The sequence below is a fragment of the Haloarchaeobius marinus genome (genome assembly GCF_051207415.1).
Taxonomy (GTDB): domain Archaea; phylum Halobacteriota; class Halobacteria; order Halobacteriales; family Natrialbaceae; genus Haloarchaeobius.
Map to the genome: position 1 here is coordinate 1,031,168 of NZ_JBPKGD010000002.1, position 15,705 is coordinate 1,046,872.

At 68.7% G+C, this 15,705-nt stretch carries 15 protein-coding genes, 1 tRNA gene and 1 pseudogene; 6 read left to right on the top strand and 11 right to left on the bottom strand.

The features are described 5' to 3' along the window. The first annotated feature begins 28 nt into the window (after positions 1-28). The 3 genes from ACSC1W_RS11275 (at position 29) to ACSC1W_RS11285 (ending at position 2,364) form a co-directional block, all read left to right on the top strand. Positions 29-568, top strand: a complete 540-nt coding sequence (locus ACSC1W_RS11275) for a DUF8114 family protein (protein ID WP_435347547.1) — start codon at positions 29-31, stop codon at positions 566-568. Continuing rightward, on the top strand, positions 565-1,323 hold the full coding sequence (locus ACSC1W_RS11280) for an RNA methyltransferase (protein ID WP_435347548.1): 759 nt from the start codon (positions 565-567) through the stop codon (positions 1,321-1,323). The genes ACSC1W_RS11275 and ACSC1W_RS11280 overlap by 4 nt, the downstream gene beginning before the upstream one ends. 162 nt (positions 1,324-1,485) lie before the next feature. Continuing rightward, on the top strand, positions 1,486-2,364 hold the full coding sequence (locus ACSC1W_RS11285) for a phosphatase PAP2 family protein (protein WP_435347549.1): 879 nt from the start codon (positions 1,486-1,488) through the stop codon (positions 2,362-2,364). 22 nt (positions 2,365-2,386) lie between these two features. Here ACSC1W_RS11285 and gatE read toward each other — a convergent pair whose 3' ends face one another. From gatE to ACSC1W_RS11305, 4 genes are all read right to left on the bottom strand, one after another. Next, positions 2,387-4,255: a Glu-tRNA(Gln) amidotransferase subunit GatE gene (gene gatE / locus ACSC1W_RS11290; protein WP_435347550.1), complete on the bottom strand. Its 1,869-nt coding sequence runs from the start codon at positions 4,253-4,255 to the stop codon at positions 2,387-2,389. Between the two features lie 242 nt (positions 4,256-4,497). Beyond that, complete coding sequence (locus ACSC1W_RS11295) at positions 4,498-4,731, bottom strand: transcriptional regulator (RefSeq protein WP_435347551.1); 234 nt, start codon at positions 4,729-4,731, stop codon at positions 4,498-4,500. A gap of 170 nt (positions 4,732-4,901) precedes the next feature. Further along, positions 4,902-6,311 (bottom strand): class II fumarate hydratase, encoded by a 1,410-nt coding sequence (locus tag ACSC1W_RS11300; RefSeq protein ID WP_435347552.1) that lies wholly within the window; start codon positions 6,309-6,311, stop codon positions 4,902-4,904. Between the two features lie 336 nt (positions 6,312-6,647). Further along, positions 6,648-6,732: transfer RNA gene (locus tag ACSC1W_RS11305), tRNA-Ser, on the bottom strand. Positions 6,733-6,833: 101 nt separating this feature from the next. Here ACSC1W_RS11305 and ACSC1W_RS11310 point away from each other — a divergent pair. After that, on the top strand, positions 6,834-7,784 hold the full coding sequence (locus ACSC1W_RS11310) for an AAA family ATPase (protein WP_435347553.1): 951 nt from the start codon (positions 6,834-6,836) through the stop codon (positions 7,782-7,784). 35 nt (positions 7,785-7,819) lie between these two features. On the opposite strand, the pseudogene ACSC1W_RS11315 reads toward ACSC1W_RS11310, so the two are convergent. The 6 genes and pseudogenes from ACSC1W_RS11315 to ACSC1W_RS11340 all read right to left on the bottom strand — a co-directional run. Further along, a pseudogene (locus ACSC1W_RS11315) lies at positions 7,820-8,011 on the bottom strand (Glu/Leu/Phe/Val dehydrogenase); the annotation flags it as partial. Continuing rightward, positions 8,007-8,519, bottom strand: a complete 513-nt coding sequence (locus ACSC1W_RS11320) for a DUF7519 family protein (protein ID WP_435347554.1) — start codon at positions 8,517-8,519, stop codon at positions 8,007-8,009. The pseudogene ACSC1W_RS11315 and the gene ACSC1W_RS11320, both read right to left, overlap by 5 nt. Beyond that, on the bottom strand, positions 8,516-9,901 hold the full coding sequence (locus ACSC1W_RS11325; RefSeq protein ID WP_435347555.1) for a DUF58 domain-containing protein: 1,386 nt from the start codon (positions 9,899-9,901) through the stop codon (positions 8,516-8,518). Before ACSC1W_RS11325 ends, ACSC1W_RS11320 begins: the two co-directional genes overlap by 4 nt. Next, complete coding sequence (locus ACSC1W_RS11330; RefSeq protein ID WP_435347556.1) at positions 9,898-10,461, bottom strand: DUF7269 family protein; 564 nt, start codon at positions 10,459-10,461, stop codon at positions 9,898-9,900. Before ACSC1W_RS11330 ends, ACSC1W_RS11325 begins: the two co-directional genes overlap by 4 nt. Next, entirely contained in the window at positions 10,458-11,438 is a 981-nt protein-coding gene (locus ACSC1W_RS11335) for a DUF4129 domain-containing protein (protein WP_435347557.1), read from the bottom strand. The genes ACSC1W_RS11330 and ACSC1W_RS11335 overlap by 4 nt, the downstream gene beginning before the upstream one ends. A gap of 74 nt (positions 11,439-11,512) precedes the next feature. After that, complete coding sequence (locus ACSC1W_RS11340) at positions 11,513-12,463, bottom strand: DUF4129 domain-containing protein (protein WP_435347558.1); 951 nt, start codon at positions 12,461-12,463, stop codon at positions 11,513-11,515. A 136-nt stretch (positions 12,464-12,599) separates the two neighbouring features. On the opposite strand from ACSC1W_RS11340, the gene folP reads away from it, so the two are divergent. Together folP and ACSC1W_RS11350 are read left to right on the top strand one after the other, a co-directional pair. After that, positions 12,600-13,790 carry a dihydropteroate synthase gene (folP, locus tag ACSC1W_RS11345; protein WP_435347559.1) on the top strand — a complete coding sequence of 397 codons (1,191 nt, stop codon included), beginning with the start codon at positions 12,600-12,602 and terminating at the stop codon, positions 13,788-13,790. Positions 13,791-14,034: 244 nt separating this feature from the next. After that, a complete protein-coding gene (locus ACSC1W_RS11350) occupies positions 14,035-14,712 on the top strand; it encodes a 6-hydroxymethylpterin diphosphokinase MptE-like protein (protein WP_435347560.1) in 678 nt (225 codons plus the stop codon). Positions 14,713-14,719: 7 nt separating this feature from the next. Here ACSC1W_RS11350 and ACSC1W_RS11355 read toward each other — a convergent pair whose 3' ends face one another. Next, the gene (locus ACSC1W_RS11355; protein WP_435347561.1) at positions 14,720-15,691 is read right to left on the bottom strand and encodes a quinone oxidoreductase family protein; all 972 of its coding nucleotides are present in this window, start codon (positions 15,689-15,691) and stop codon (positions 14,720-14,722) included. Positions 15,692-15,705: the final 14 nt, after the last annotated feature.

The window sequence follows — 15,705 nt, forward strand, 5'->3', positions numbered from 1 at the left end:
TTTACCCGCGGACCCGGTACCGACCGGTATGGGCAAGATCAGTCTCGGTCTTCGTGGCTGGCGCTTCGACGAGGAGGAGGTGTTCACCGAGGCGGGCGAGGTCCGCCCGTTCGACGAGATGGACGAGGACACGAAACGACGACTCGTCAGACTCGGCGTCCTCTACGGCGGGCCCTGCGACGCCTGCTGGCTGGTCCACGGCGACGAGGACCTGGACGCCTGCGAGGAGGGCACCGTCGTCTACGGCGAACCCCTCTCCGAGGTCGTCCTCTGTGACGAGCACGAATCGGACTTCCTCTACTGGTTCCGCGAGGAGGGCGGCGTCGACCACGCCGGGACCGACGAGTTCGAGGACGAGTTTCACGAGTGGTTCGCGGACGGCGGCCGCGCGCCGGAGGACTACGGCAGCGTCGAGCACGTCGAGACGGACCCGGAGGACCTCCCGAAACCGTCGCTCCCCGACCCGGAGGAGTACGCGGACCACGCCGGCGAACAGGAGATAACCGAACGCATCGACATGCGGAACATGGAGATAGACCGCGAGTACCCCTCGGGCGAACGAGGATGAGCGTCCCAGCAGTCGCCGTCGTCGACGCGAAGACGCCGGGGAACGTCGGCACCATCGCCCGGGCGATGAAGAACTTCGGACTCTCCGAACTCCTGCTGGTCGACCCGCCCGAGGGCGTCCAGAAGAAACACGGCGAGGCGTGGGGCTTCGCCGGCCGTGCCCGGCGTGACGTGCTGAGCAACGCACGTGAGGTCGACTTCGACTACCTCGTCGAGAACTACTACACGGTCGGACTCACCGCGACGACCAACGAGGACTGTCGCAAGCACGTCCGGTTCCCGTTCTCGACGCCCGCCGAACTCGCAGACGACCTCGCCGAACTCGACGGCGACAGCGTCCTCGTCTTCGGCCGTGAGGCGAACGGCCTCCACAACGACGAACTGGCCCGTCTCGACGCCGTCTGTTCGATTCCGGCGAGCGACGAGTACCCCGTGTTGAACCTCGGGCAGGCCGCGACCATCACGATGTACGAACTCCGCGACCTGACCGTCGAGGAGACCCAGTTGCCCGAGCGCCAGCACGAACGCGCCGACGAGGAACTGCTGGAGGTCCTCTACGACCAGTTCGACGACCTGCTCGACGCCATCGACCACGCCGAGGAGAAGCGCCCGAAGACCCGACGGATGGCCCGCCGCGTCTTCGGGCGCGCACACCTGACCGACCGGGAGACGCGAACGCTCCTCGGCATCGTCCGGCGCGCCAGCGAGGAGGCCGCCGCGGACCGGACCGTCAGCACCGGCGAGGACGGCGACTGACCGACCCACTGCAGTACCGGAAGGACTTTCACGGCACTCCGTGATGGTTCGGTAATCAAACGGTTCCCATGTCCCCTCCATCCCTACCGGAACGGTTACGACGAGTCGAACTATGTATCGAAACAATAACAACTGGGCCCCTCGGTAGTACTACGTAGGACGATGGAACAGCTATTGCCCTCCCTCTCGTTCGGTACGCTGTTCTCGTTACTGGTGGCGATACCGACGCTCGTCGCCTTCGGTGTCGGGTTCTCCGTGTTCGTCCCCGACACGTCGCCACGGCGGTTCGCCGCCGAACTGGTCCGGACGGACTGGAAGTACCTCGGCCTGGCGTGGACCATCACCTTCGGCGTGAACACGATGGCCCACGAGTTCCACTCCGGTGCGGCCTACACCTCGGTCATCTACGACCTGGAGGGGACGACGGTCCTGCTCTTCCAGTCGTTCACCTGGGAGCCCCTGACGTACGTCCTCACGTTCGTCTACCTCGTGGGCTTCCCGTTCGTCGTCCTGTTCACGTACTTCAAACTGAAGGTCCACGACCCGGAACAGGCCCGGCGCTACTCCGCGGCCTACGCGATGCTCGTCCTGTTCGCGCTCCCGTACTTCCTCGCGTTCCCCGTCGCCGTGACGTCCGAGTACCTGGGACAGGCGGCCAACGGCGAACCGGTGATGCAAGCGCTGATGTACGACCTGCATCCGATAATCAGCGAGGGCATCACCTCGACGGACACCCTCGTCAAGTCGTTCCCGAGCCTGCACACCGGTCTCTCGGCGCTGGCGGCGGTGTACGCCCGCGAGACGGACCGGTCCTACGCCCGACTCGCCGGGGGGCTGACGGTCACGATAATCTTCTCGACGTTCTACCTCGGGGTCCACTGGCTGACGGACGCAGCGTTCGCGCTGGTGCTCGTCGGCATCGCGTACTACCTCTCCCAGCGCATCCCCGACCCGGCGATACTCGAGTCGCGCGTCGGGTCCGCGCTCTCCGTCGACGCGACCGAGAGCGACTCCGACCGCTACGGTCGCCGGGCGGACTGAGTGGACGGCGGTCCCGACTCGACTACGCTCGCTTCTGGATCTCCTCGCGGAGCGCGTCGCTCACGACGTCGCCGCTGGCCTTGCCGCGGAGCGCACCCATACACTCGCCCATGAGTGCGGAGAACGCACCCATGCCCTGCGCTTCGACCTGGTCCGCGTTCCGTTCGACGACTTCGGCGACGGCCTCGCGGACCTCGGCCTCGTCGACGCCGCCCAGTCCCTCCCGTTCGACCGCCTCCTCGGCGGTGAGGTCGGGGGTCTCCGCGAGCGCCGTCAGAAGGTCCGGGACGCCCTCGTTGGGTACGTCGCCGGCGTCGACGAGCTCCAGCGTCTCGCGCAGGTGGTCGTCGGTCAGGTTCTCGACGGGAACGTCGTCACGACGGAGTTCGGTCAGCGTCGATTCGAGCGTCCCGGCGGCGAGCGTGGCGTCGACGCCGTCCTCGACGACGGACTCGAACAGGGGCATGTGCTGGCCGTACGCCACCTGTTCGGCGAGGCCGGCGTCCAGGCCGTACTCGGACTGGTAGCGCTCGACCTTCTCGGTGAGCAGTTCCGGTTCCTCGACCTCGCTCGGGTCGAGTTCGACCGGGGGCACGTCCGTCTCGGGGTACATCCGGGCGGCGCCCGGGAGGGGCCGCAGGTACCGTGTCGTGCCGTCCTCGTTCGCACCGCGGGTCTCCTCGGGGACGCCGTCGAGCGCCGTCTCGGCGCGGGTCGCCGCGGCCTCGGTGGCCGCCTCGGCGACGTCCGGGCCGGCCGCGACCATGGCGACGGCGTCTTCCGGCCCGGCGCCGACCGCGTCGCGGAGCGCCGCCACCTCGGCCTCGGTGACGCCGTACGCCGGGAGTTCGTCCGTGTGGAAGATGCCGCCTGCCCCGTGGCGCTTCGCGTGGTCGGAGAGTTCGGTCCCGAGGCGACGGTCGGGTTGAATCTCGCGGCCGACGAGGCCGTCGAAGCCGTAGAGGGGGACGGCGAACACCGCGCCGCCGTCGTCCAGTGCGCCGCGGACGACGCCCGAGTCGGTGTCCGAGAAGACCGCGGTCACGTCCTGCACGTCGCCGACGTGTGCGTCGCGCTCGTGGAGTTCGTCGCGGATGGCGAGCAGCTCGACCTGCCGGCCGACCTCGTTGCGGACGATGTCGTCGATGTCGTCGAGGCTCTGGACGCCCTTCACCTCGACGCGCGCGCCGTCGGCGATGGAGATGTTCACGTCCTGCCTGATGGTCCCGAGGCCCCGCTTGACGTGGCCGGTCGACCGGAGCAACATCCCGATGCGTTCGGCGGCGGAGCGGGCCTGTGCCGGCGACGAGATGTCCGGTTTCGTCCCAATCTCGACGAGCGGGATGCCGAGGCGGTCGAGGCTGTAGGTGACGCCCTCGTCGGACTCCTCGACGCGCTGGGCGCTCTCCTCCTCCAGCATGAGGTCGGCGATGCGGACCGTCCCGTCGTCGGTCGTTATCTCGCCGTCCGTCGCGACCAGCGTCGAGCGCTGGAAGCCCGAGGTGTTCGACCCGTCGACGACGATCTTGCGCATGACGTGTGCGACGTCGACTGGCGTCATGTCCAGCAACTGTGCGATCTCCAGCACGACGCGCTGTGCCTCCCCGTCGAGTCGGTGGGGCGGTTCCTCGTCCTCCTCGACCAGGCAGGTGGTGTCGTAGCCGAGGTAGGTGAACTCGCGTTCGACCTGGCTCTCCTCCAGTGCGGCCTCGTCGATCTCGCCGAGTTCGCTCTTGGTCGGATGGAGGTAGCGCGTGAACTCGCGCGTCGACTCCTCCGGTTCCCTGAGCTCGGTCGGACAGTGACAGAACAGCTTGGCGTCCGTATCGAGCTGCTGGTGTATCTCGAGCCCGGCGACCAGTCCGAGCTCGTCGTAGTCGTAGTCCGTCATTGGCCGAGACTCCGACCCCGAGCGGTAAAAAACCGTCCAGTTCCGGACAGCGCGGACGACGACGCCAACCGACCACGCTCCGGGTCAGGCGATGGAACTGCTGGTGCTAACGACCCGTTCCTGTGGCGGACGAGCGTGGCCGGCAGAGCGAACCTGCCGTGTCGAACCGGAGGCCACCGCCGTCGCCTCGTCGAAAAGCCGTCACTACCGAATCGGTTCCCGTCGAGATGCGGTGTGTTCGTCTACTGCGTCGCCGCTTTGATGTCGTCGATGTGAACGATGTCTTCGCCCAGTCCCTCTCCCTCGCAGTCCTCGTTCGGGCATCGATAGTGCCAGCCGTCTCGTGTGCCTACGCGCTCGGAGAATCGCTCGCCACACTGCTCGCAGAATAGCTGCCCCTTCTCGCATTTGTCCCGGTGTAGCTCCAGCGCGAGTTCTGTGCTGAACGACTGGTTGCAGTCACGGCAGGTGTACATACCAGAAAGATTGATTCCCTCCCCCATAACAGCAGTGGATTGTTCGGCGTACCGCCGGCTCTCGATTACGTTCGGTAACTCTCCGCCGTCTATCGGTCAGTTCGACCGGCGGCGGAGGGTGTAGAAGATAGCTGCGCCCTCGAAAGCCGGGGACGTCGTCGAGTGCCGTCTCAGTCGTCGGAGCCGAGGATGCCCCGGTGGGTCATCGCCTCGGGGTCGATTATCTCGTCGGCCTCCGCCTCGGTCAGGTACCCCATCTCGACGACGACCTGCCGGACGGTCTTGTTCTCCTTCAGCGCCTGCTTGGCCGCCTCGCTGGCCTTGTCGTAGCCGATGTGAGGGTTGAGCGCCGTCGCGAGGGCCATCGACTGCTCGACCTGTTCCTCGCAGTGTTCCTCGTTGGCCTCCAGTTTGGCGACGAACTTCCGGGCGAACACCTCGCTGGCGTTCGAGACCAGCTCTGCCGACTGCAGGAAGTTGTACGCGAGGACGGGCTTGTAGAGGTTCAGGTCGAGTTGGCCCTCCGCCGCACCGGCGGCGACGGCGGCGTCGTTGCCGACGACCTGCTTGTGGACCTGGTTGACCGCCTCGGCCACGACCGGGTTTATCTTGCCGGGCATGATGGAGGACCCGGGCTGGTTCTCCGGTTGTTCGAGTTCGCCGAGTCCGTTGCGCGGACCCGAGGCGAGCAGTCGGAGGTCGTTGGCGATCTTGTTGAGGCTCCCGGCGACGGTCCGGAGCGCGCCGTGGGCCTCACCCATCGCGTCGTGGGCGGCCTGGGCCTCGAAGTGGTCGTCGGCCTCGCGGAACTGCACGCCCGTCTCCTTGGTGATGTACTCGGCGGCCCGGCCCGGGAACTCCGGATGCGTGTTCAGGCCCGTCCCGACGGCGGTGCCGCCCAGGGCGAGTTCGGAGAGGTGTTCACGCACGTTGTCGACGCGGACGAGTCCCTTCTCGACCTGGGCGGCGTAGCCGCCGAACTCCTGGCCGAGACGGACCGGCGTCGCGTCCTGCAGGTGCGTCCGTCCGGTCTTGACGACGCCGTCGAAGGCGGCTTCCTTCTCGCGCAGCGCCTCGCGCAGGACGTCCAGCGCCGGCGTCACGTCCTTCTCGACGGCCTCGAGGGCGGCGACGTGCATCGCCGTCGGGACGACGTCGTTGCTCGACTGGCCGAAGTTGACGTGGTCGTTCGGGTGGATCTCGCGCGTGCCGACCTCGCCGCCGTAGAGTTCCGTCGCGCGGTTGGCGATGACCTCGTTGGCGTTCATGTTCGAGGACGTGCCCGACCCGGTCTGGAACACGTCGACCGGGAACTGGTCGTCGTGCTCGCCAGCGATGACCTCGTCGGCGGCCTCGACGATGCAGTCGGCCTTGTCCTCCGGAATCATCTCCAGGTCGCGGTTGGCCTGTGCAGCGGCCTTCTTCACGACGCCGAGTGCGCGCACGAACCGGCGACCGAACGTCAGTCCCGAGATGGGGAAGTTCTCGACCGCACGCTGGGTCTGTGCCCCCCAGTACGCGTCGGCCGGCACCTGCATCTCGCCGAGGCTGTCCCGTTCGGTACGGTAGTCGTCTGACATGGTCGAACCGACGTGCGACGGGGCGTAAAACCCACCGAATCGACGCCGTATTTACCGTCTCTCGGGCGGGACGGGTCCGCTCGGCGGCGGTCCAGTCGGCCGGTAACCTCCCGTGAACCGCTGGTAAGCCGACGTGACCCGGGGCGACGGCACCTGACACGCAGAGCGAGCGACTCGCGGTGCTGGCGACGTATCGTCCTGGAGAACGCCGAGAGGGAGATTCGAACCTCGCCCGGACGTGCTCGCTGGCGCTGTGCACGTCCGGGCTGGTTCAAATCATTTGCTGTCCTGCAGAGCGAGCGACTGACGCTGCTATCGACGCGACGTCCTGGAGAACGCCGAGAGGGAGATTTGAACTCCCGTGTCCGTGAGGACAGTAGATTTCGAATCTACCGCCTTGGCCGGGCTAGGCTATCTCGGCTCGGATTGACGTTGCCGTCTGACTATTTTATCGGTTTCGATTTACTCGTCTGTGTGGTGACAATCGCCAACGATAAATTGCAGGGTTGACAGTGAGAACGCATGGACGTAAGCCAAGCGACCGAGGACTGCGACGCTGTCCTCGATGCCATCGGAACGGCGGTCATCGCCGACCGCGAGTTCCTCGAAACCGTGTTGCTGGGCGTCGTCGGTCGGGGGCACGTGCTCCTCGAAGACGTTCCCGGAACCGGCAAGACCCTGACTGCACGGGCGATGGCGTCCGCCCTCGGACTGTCCTTCTCCCGCATCCAGTTCACGCCCGACCTCCTCCCCTCCGACGTGACGGGGACCCACGTGTTCAACGAGGAGACCCGCGAGTTCGAGTTCCAGGCGGGACCCATCTTCGCGAACATCGTCCTCGCGGACGAGATAAACCGCGCACCGCCGAAGACCCAGGCCGCCCTCCTCGAGGCGATGGAGGAGGGGCAGGTCACCGTCGACGGCGACACCCGTCAGCTTCCACAGCCCTTCTTCGTCATCGCGACGCAGAACCCGGTCGAGCAGGAGGGGACCTTCCCACTCCCCGAGGCGCAGGTCGACCGCTTCATGGTCAAATCGAGCATCGGCTACCCGGACGAGACCGGCGAGGTCGAACTCCTGCGACGCCGTGCGGGCCGCGTCGAACAGAGCCCGAGCGTCGAGCGCGTCCTCAGCGATGAGGAGGTCACCGACCTCCGGCAGGTCCCCGAGTCCATCCGCGTCGACGAGGACCTCCTGGGGTACATGGCGGCGCTCTGTCGGGAGACCCGGCAGGACGGCCGCGTCGACATCGGCGTCTCCCCACGTGGGACCCAGCGCCTCTTCGAGGCATCCCGGGCCTACGCTACGCTGGTCGGGCGCGAGTACGTCACGCCCGACGACATCAAGCGCGTCGCCCTGCCGGTGCTCGCACACCGGCTCGTGCTGACGCCGGACGCGATGGTGAACAACGTCGACAAGCGAGAGGTCGTCCAGGCGGTGCTGGACTCGGTGCCGGTGCCGACCGTCGAGTAGGCGGCCCGTCCCCTACCGACCCGGAGCGATGCGTCTCACGGCCAGAGGCCGCGCATCTCGTGTGCCTCGGCCAGTCGGGAGAGCGCCACCACGTACGCCGCGTCCCGCCAGGACACGTCCCGGGCGTCGTACTCGGCCCCGACGGCGTCCCACGCGGTCCCCATCCCTGCGTCGAGTTCCTCTGGACCAGTTCGAGCGACCACTTCCTGCAGCCACTCGAAACTACTGCCGCAGGGCCGACGTGAGTGCCACGACGGCGACGAGCATCATCGCGAGCGCCGCGAGGGGTTGTCCCGACCCGGCGACCTGGTAGAGTCCGTAGGCGGTCCCGGCGGTCACCGTCCCGACGGCGACGGTCGCGCCCAGGTGGGCGAGTTCGGCCCGCGTCGTCTCGGTGTCGCGGCCGAGTTGCTCGCCGATGCCGATGGCGTTCTGGCCGACGTCCCACGCGACGATACTGGCGGTCGCGCCGACGAGCAGGAGCAACTCCGTCGCACCGCCACTCCCCGACCCCGTCGCACCCGCGAACAGGATGCCGGCGACCAGCGCACCGCTCCCGAGGTGGACCAGTCGGCGCGACCCGACGAGCAGGGCCGGTGCGAGCGCGACGACGCCGAATCCGGCGAACAGCACGCCGACGCTCGCGGTCAGCGCCGCGGTGAAGGCCGCGAGCGCGCCGGCGCCGAGTGCGACGATGGCCGAAAGCTTCGCCGGGCGACGGTCGAGGTCCGTCATCGCGACCACCGCACGGAGCTACGTGCGAGCGCCTCCGCGAGCGGTTCGTCCGGGCTCCAGTCGGCGACGCGGACGCCACCCTCGCGGAGTTCCGTGATGCGGTTCCGGCGCTCGACGCGGGCGAACCGCTGTCCGACGGACTCGCCGGCGGTCGGGTCGGGACTGAGCACGGTCACCTTGTGCCCGTGGACGTGCAGCAGGCGCGCGGCCTGTACGGCGTCGTCGTCGCACAGCGGCGAGAAGAACACGACCTGTACGTCCCCGGAGAGGCGCTTCCTGAGGGTTCGGACGCCGAGCGTGACCGAGTAGTGACCGCCGGGGCGTTCGGCCGAGAGCGCCGGGTGGTGGGCGAACAGTTCCTCGACGCGGGCCCTGTGTTCGTTGCCCAGGCCGGCCGAGAGCCACACCGACCGCGGCGCGAGTGCGGTGATACCGACGCGGTCACCCGTCTCCAGCAGCGTGGTGAACACCTGGCCGGCGGCGTTGATGCCGAGGTCGGCGGCGTGGAGTTCGTCGGACTCTCGACGGACGTACGCCTCCGCCCGGAGGTCCAGCAGGAGCATGACGGTGGCCGCGCGCTCCTCTCGGAACTGGAGCGTCGCCAGGTCACCGGTCCGTGCGTACCGTCGCCAGTCGACGCGGGAGAGGGGGTCGCCGGCGCGGTACTCCCGGGTCGAGTGGAACTCGACGCCGTCGCCCGCCACGTCCGTCTCGACACGGCCGGCGTACTGCGACGTCTGCTTCCGGAGGGGCATCGGAATCGTCGCCGACAGCGAGGGCGTACACACCATCTCGCCGCCGGTCCGGAAGCGCGTGTGGCGTTCGCGCTGCCCGCTCCAGTCCCGCAGGATGGTCTCGCAGGTCTTGAACTCGTGCGTGCCGCGCTTGGCCGTCACGGTGTAGGAGAACGAGTCGGTCTCGCCGGGTCTGAGCGCGGTCCCGAGGCGGGGCGTCCCGGCGACCACCGACAGTTCCTCGGGGACGCCGTCGACGACCCGGAGGTCCGGGAGGACCGTCTCGCCCTCGTTCGTCACGGCCACCGTCACGTCCACCTCGTCGCCGAGGTCCGGCGTCGCGTCCGAGAGTTCGCGCCGGACGTGGACGGTCGCAGCCGGCACCTCGGTCACCTGGACGTAGGCGAGGTACCCGACGCCGACGACGGCAGCGAGCAACAGCGACGGCTGACGGTAGACGACGCCGAACCCGCCCGCGAGGAACGTCAGTGCGGCGACGCCACGCCAGTGGTTCGTCGCTTCGTTCGTCTCGGAGATGACCCGTCTGGACGAACCCGTCTCGGAGGGTTCCGACTCGTCGTTCGTCGGGCCGTCGGACGCGGTGGCCGTCCCGTCCGTCGGGGGCTCCCGTGGTATGGTCGTACTCATCGGTCGAACTCCTCCGACAGTCGGGCGACCTCGCTGGCTGCGTGGACCGCCCAGCGCTGGTACTGCGACTCCATCTCGTTCCGCAGGTCGATGCGCGACACCAGGGACGCACCCTCGACGCGGCCAGTGAAGAACGCCGCCGCGTAGGGGTCGTCGGTCCACTCGCCCTCGTCGACCCGTCGCTGTGCCTCGGTCCGCGAACAGCCCTGCGTCCGGACGATGGTCGCCACGGCGGCGCGTTTGAGGCGTTCGCGGACGGTCTCTCGGCTCTTGACCGCCCGGCGGTCCGTGCCGGCGTCGACGAGCAGGTCGTCGAACTCGTCGCCCGGCGTCGGGAGGTCCTGTGCGTCCTCCGGGTCCGGCGTCTCGACCTGTTCGTAGGGCGAGCGCCTGCGCGACCAGGCGACGCGGACGCCCTGGACGACCGCCAGAAGCCCGACCACGACCAGCACCGCGTCGTCGAGCGCAACGGACGAGGCGAGTCCGGGGACGGCGACGAGGACGAACCCCGTCAAAGCGAGGGCGACGCCGACCACCGACAGCACGGTTCGGAGGTTCATCCGTTCTCACCTCCGTCCTGGGCCTCGACACGCCTGAGTGCTTCGACGGCGCGACGTTCGTCGTCCGCGGTCACGTCCTCGTGACCGTACCTGACCCTCTCGAACAGGTCGGTCAGGTCCCGAACGTCGGCGGGGGCGATGCCGGCCTCCACGGCCGCGTGCTCGAACTCGCGGGGCGTGCTCGTCTCGGGGTGGTCGACCGGCAGGTACGTCGTCATCTCGACCCACGCCCGGCAGATCTCGTTGTCGAGGTCCTGCTCGGCCTCGATGCGGTCCGCTGCGCGCCCGGCGGCGGCCGCGACTCCGGCCACGTCCGCGGACTCGGCTGGCTCCTCGTCCGGTTCGTCGGGGGCGTCGACCACCTCGAAGTCGCCGTCGTCGTCCTCCCGGCGGACGACCCAGACGCCTCCGACGACCACGGCGGCGATGGCGACGATGCCACCGAGCAGGACCAGCGGCGTCGGAATCTCGGGACTGGACTCGCCAGGCTGGCCGGTGCCGTCGCCCGAGCCACCGGCCACGTCCTCGCTCTGGTTCGGCAGGGCTGCCCAGGACCCGTTCTGCTGGTCCTCGTCGACCGGCTGGGTGGGGCAGGCGACGAGGAAGGGGACGACAGAGGCGACGACGACGAACACGACGAAGAACGACGTGACGGCGACCAGTCCGTCGTACCGGCGGTACATCCCGGCCGTCGTGACGGCGACGACCCCGACCAGTCCGAGGACGACGGCCGGCGGGAGCGACGACTCGCACCGCGAGGAACTCACCGGCGGGTTCACGTCGTTCTGCCCGCCCTCGTGGTCCGCGTCCATCGGCGTACTCGTCTGCGTCGTGGTCGACCCGTCGTCGGGTCGGCTGGCGGGCCCACTGGCCTCCTCGCCGGGGTTCGCCGTCTCGGAGAGCGTCCCGGCGGCCAGTACGATGGCACCCACGCAGCACAGCGCCACGACGAGGACCCCCAGCGTCCGTCTGTTCACGCCCCAACGTTTCGACAATTCGCACCTAACGCTTTCGCTTGCTCAAACCGGTGCTTGTCTCACGAAGGTCGGCGCTATCCGTCGGTCTCGCCGTACTCTGCCTCGATTGCCCGGAGCGCGTCGATGGCCCGTGACTCGCGCTCGTCGGTCACCGGTTCGCCGCCGTAGCGGACCTCCTCGAACAGGCGGGTGAGGTCGGCAACGTCGTCTCGGGCGACGCCGGCATCCACGGCCGCGCTGGCGAACTCCGCGGGCGTGCTCGACTTTGGATGCTCGACCGGCAGGTACGTCGTCATCTCGACCCACGCCCGGTACACCTCGTTCTCCGTTGCGTCGGTCTGTTCGAGTCGGTCGGCCGCCCGACCGGCGACGGTCCCGAGGGCGGCCACCCGTGCGACGGTTCCCGTCCCCTCGTCCTCCGGTTCGGGGTCCGGTTCGCCGCGCGCTTCGTGCTCGCCGGACCAGACGACGTACCCGACGACGCCCACGACCAGCGTCGTCGCGAGCAGGACCAGCACGACAGTCGGTTGGACGACGACGCCGGGGTCCTGGCTGAACCCGAACGAGGATTCGTCACCGCGTAGCGGTGGGACCGGGTCCGAGGGGAGTATCGAGAACCGCTCCGGCTGGTCCGGCCGGGTACAGTTGGTGAAGAACAGCCAGACGAACAGGCCCGGGAACGCGATCGTGACGACGACGGCCGCCGCTGTGAACCCGTCCGCCCGGTACTGGACGACGGCCCAGATTCCGACGGCGAGGAGGAGGACGATGGCGACGAACTGCGCCGACACGAGGAACGGGACGCAGAACCCCAGGTCGAGGACGAAGTCACCGGGGTCCGTCAGCGGGCGCGCGCTGCTCGACCCGTCGCTCCCGGCCGGTCCCGTCTCCTCGGGGGTCGACCCGACGGCCGACGCACCGCCACCGTCGCTCTGGGCCGGGTCCGCGAGCGTCGCCGCGGCGAACGCGAGGGTGAGGACGCACACCACCGCGAGGACGACAGGGAGGAGTCGACGCCTGTCCATTGCCGACCGGTTGGGCCTCCGCCGTGTTAGGGTTTGTCTCGTATGGCGTCCGGACGTGGTCCACGGTCTCGCGGGTCGCGGCAGTCCGGTCTGGGAACACGCCCCTTTTCACTCGTAGCGGTCCGAACTATCGGGTATGCAGAACGTCGACGCCGCGGGACTCGGCATCGGGGACGACCACCCCACGCGGATCATGGGCGTGTTGAACGTCAGTTCGGAGTCGCCGTACGACCCGAGCGTGTTCGCAGACACTGTGGAGGCCGCCGACTACGTGGAGGACGAACTCGTCGCGGAGGGGGCCGACGTCGTCGACGTCGGCCTCGAATCCGCGAACAAGCGGTTCGAGGTCCTCGACGCGGCGGCGGAACTGGAGCGCCTCGAGACGGCACTCGAGGTGATAGAGACGACCTCGACGGACGTCGTCTGGTCCATCGAGACGCGCTACCACGAGGTCGCCGAGGCCGCCATCGACGGTGGGTTCGACGTCATCAACGACATCGCGGGCTTCGCCGACCCCGAGATGCCGTCGGTGGCCGCGGAGTACGACGTCGCGGTGGTCAAGATGGCGAGTCCGCCGGACATCACGCGCCCGGGGGCGGTCGAGGAGACGCCCTGGGCCGAACGGCGGGACCCTGCGTGGGCCGAGTCGGCCGACTACGTCGACATGGTGTACGAGGCGCTGAAGCAGAACGGGCTGACCGACAAGACCATCGTCGACCCCGCCTTCGGTGGGTGGTCCGAGACCAAGACCCTCGAAGACGACCGGGAGACGTTCCGCCGGTTGCGGGAGTTCCGGGGCCTCGACCGGCCGATGCTGGTCTCCATCAACCGGAAGAACTTCCTCCGGACGCTGACGGACCGGTCCACCGAGGAGGCGCTCCCGGTGTCGCTGGCGGCCACCGCGATGGCCATCGAGCGCGGCGCACACGTCGTCCGCACGCACGACGTCCGCGAGACGGTCGACGCGGCCGCCGTCGGCGACGCGTTCACCCCCCGGCGGCGCAGCCGGACCGACACCGTCGAGGTGGCCGAACTCGACGCGCGGACGAGTCGAGACGTAGCTCGACACGAGGAGCGACTCGGGACCGGCGAGGTCGCACCGGACGCGACGGCCCTAGTCTTCGAAGTTCACGGCCTCTCGACGACGAGCACGGAACTGCTGGCGTCACTCGCCGACGACGCGGGAGCGACGTTCGCCGCCGGTCGGGCCGGTGATGGGGGCCTGCTCGCCGGCACGACCCGGTCCCTCCGGTCGCTCGCGAACTGTAACGTGGCCGACGAGTCGGTCGTGGTCGTCCTCGACTGCGTTGGCGACGCGGTGGCGTGACCTGTCGGCCCGTCGTGGCGACGAGGGCATTCGCTGTCCGAATAGGCGATTACCAAAGGAATCGGGGCGTTAGAGGTAGCATAACGTTCGTACAGTCCCGAACTCCTCGAAAGAGAAAACTTATACCGGTGGGTTCAGAAGCATGGGTTGGAAGCCGGAAGGGCCTCTCGGGTAGGGGTACTCACATGAGGCAACTCCGGCCCACACCAACGGTTATCTTGGTACTAATCGTCCAGCGTCAGCTATGGAGTTCACCGAGTTCGAACCAGTGTACGAGCAGATTCTCGCCGACTTCGGGTACGGGCGCGGCGCCGACGAGGCGGCACGGGACCTGCTCGCACGGTTGACGACGCCGTTCGACGAGTCCCGACTCTCCGTGCTGACGGACGAGACGGTCGCCGTCTGCGGTGCCGGGCCGACCCTCGCGGCCGACCTCCGGGAGTTCGACGCGGACCGCGTCGTGGCGGCGTCCTCGGCCGCCGCCGTCTGCCGCGAGGCTGGCGTCCCGGTCGACGTGTACGTAACCGACCTCGACGGGGACCCGGAACTGGCCGACGTGCTCGTCGCGGAGGAGACGCCAGTCGTCGTCCACGCGCACGGGGACAACCGTCCTCGACTCCGCGAGGTGGTCCCTGACCTGCCGGACGGGTCCGTCCTGCCGACGACGCAGGCCGCACCGGTCGCACACGTCCGGAACTTCGGCGGGTTCACCGACGGCGACCGGGCGGCGTTCCTCGCCGACCACGTCGGGGCGACGCGTCTCACGTTCCCCGGGTGGTCGTTCGACGACCCCGCCGTGACCGAGACGAAGCGGAAGAAGTTGCGCTGGGCGGCGCGGTTGCTGGCGTGGCTCGAACGCCGTCGCGACGAGCAGTTCGCCGTCCTCGACGGCGTCAGGGACGAGGTCGAACCGTTGCCCTGAGACGGTCTCAGGGCGTCAGGACGACCTTGCCCATCGACTCGCGGTTCTCGATGTACTGGTGTGCCGCCGCCGCGTCCTCGAGCGCGAACGTCTCGCCGACCACGACCTCGAGTTCGCCGGCGCCGAGTCCCGCCGTCAGGTCGGGTATCGCCTCCAGGACCTTCTGGGGATCGCTCCCCATCGCCTTACCGAGGTGGTAGCCGATGACGGACTGGTTCCGGAAGAACACGTCGCTCGTGTCGATGGTACCGGGCGTACCGCTGGCCGCGCCGTAGGGGACGATACGACCGAAGTCGGTCGTCGCCCGGACGCAGTCGGCGAACACGTCGCCGCCGACGCCGTCGAGCGAGAGGTCGACGCCGACGCCGTCGGTGTGCTCGTGGACGACCTCGACGAAGTCCTCCTCGGTGTAGTCGATCGGATGGTCACAGCCGAGTCGCGAGGCGAGGTCGCGTTTCTCCTGCGTGCTCGCCGTTCCGAACACCTCGGCACCGGCACGGTCGGCCAGCTGGACGGCGGCGGTGCCGACCCCGCCGGCCGCGGCCTGGACGAGCACGGACTCGCCCTCCTCGAGTCCGCCCCACTCGAACAGGCAGTTGTGTGCGGTGAGGAACTGGACGGGGAACCCGGCCGCCTCCTCGAAGGACATCCCCTCGGGGATGGGGAACAGCGCGTCGGCGTCGGCGACGGCGTACTCGGCGTAGCCGCCCGCCCCGACCATGCCGACGTACCGGGCGCCCACCTCGAGGTCGACGCCCTCGCCGACGGCGTCGACGGTACCCGCCGCCTCGAATCCGGGCCGGAACGGCGCGTCCGGGCCGCCGGGGTAGTGGCCGCGTCGTTGCATGATGTCCGCGAAGTTGATGCCGGCGGCCTCGACGTCGAGTCTGACCTGGCCGGGGCCGGGGTCCGGCGTCTCGACGTCGACGACCGTCATGACGCTGCTGTCGCCGTATTCGGGTACCTCGATGGCTTTCATCTTCGAGTACGATG

Bases quoted from the DNA above. Each gene is read 5' to 3' on its own strand.
- ACSC1W_RS11355 (WP_435347561.1), bottom strand. From the start codon at position 15,691: ATGAAAGCCATCGAGGTACCCGAATACGGCGACAGCAGCGTCATGACG.
- gatE (WP_435347550.1), bottom strand. From the start codon at position 4,255: ATGACGGACTACGACTACGACGAGCTCGGACTGGTCGCCGGGCTCGAG.
- folP (WP_435347559.1), top strand. From the start codon at position 12,600: ATGCAGAACGTCGACGCCGCGGGACTCGGCATCGGGGACGACCACCCC.
- ACSC1W_RS11300 (WP_435347552.1), bottom strand. From the start codon at position 6,311: ATGTCAGACGACTACCGTACCGAACGGGACAGCCTCGGCGAGATGCAG.
- ACSC1W_RS11340 (WP_435347558.1), bottom strand. From the start codon at position 12,463: ATGGACAGGCGTCGACTCCTCCCTGTCGTCCTCGCGGTGGTGTGCGTC.
- ACSC1W_RS11330 (WP_435347556.1), bottom strand. From the start codon at position 10,461: ATGAACCTCCGAACCGTGCTGTCGGTGGTCGGCGTCGCCCTCGCTTTG.
- ACSC1W_RS11310 (WP_435347553.1), top strand. From the start codon at position 6,834: ATGGACGTAAGCCAAGCGACCGAGGACTGCGACGCTGTCCTCGATGCC.
- ACSC1W_RS11275 (WP_435347547.1), top strand. From the start codon at position 29: ATGGGCAAGATCAGTCTCGGTCTTCGTGGCTGGCGCTTCGACGAGGAG.
- ACSC1W_RS11350 (WP_435347560.1), top strand. From the start codon at position 14,035: ATGGAGTTCACCGAGTTCGAACCAGTGTACGAGCAGATTCTCGCCGAC.
- ACSC1W_RS11285 (WP_435347549.1), top strand. From the start codon at position 1,486: ATGGAACAGCTATTGCCCTCCCTCTCGTTCGGTACGCTGTTCTCGTTA.
- ACSC1W_RS11295 (WP_435347551.1), bottom strand. From the start codon at position 4,731: ATGTACACCTGCCGTGACTGCAACCAGTCGTTCAGCACAGAACTCGCG.
- ACSC1W_RS11320 (WP_435347554.1), bottom strand. From the start codon at position 8,519: ATGACGGACCTCGACCGTCGCCCGGCGAAGCTTTCGGCCATCGTCGCA.
- ACSC1W_RS11325 (WP_435347555.1), bottom strand. From the start codon at position 9,901: ATGAGTACGACCATACCACGGGAGCCCCCGACGGACGGGACGGCCACC.
- ACSC1W_RS11280 (WP_435347548.1), top strand. From the start codon at position 565: ATGAGCGTCCCAGCAGTCGCCGTCGTCGACGCGAAGACGCCGGGGAAC.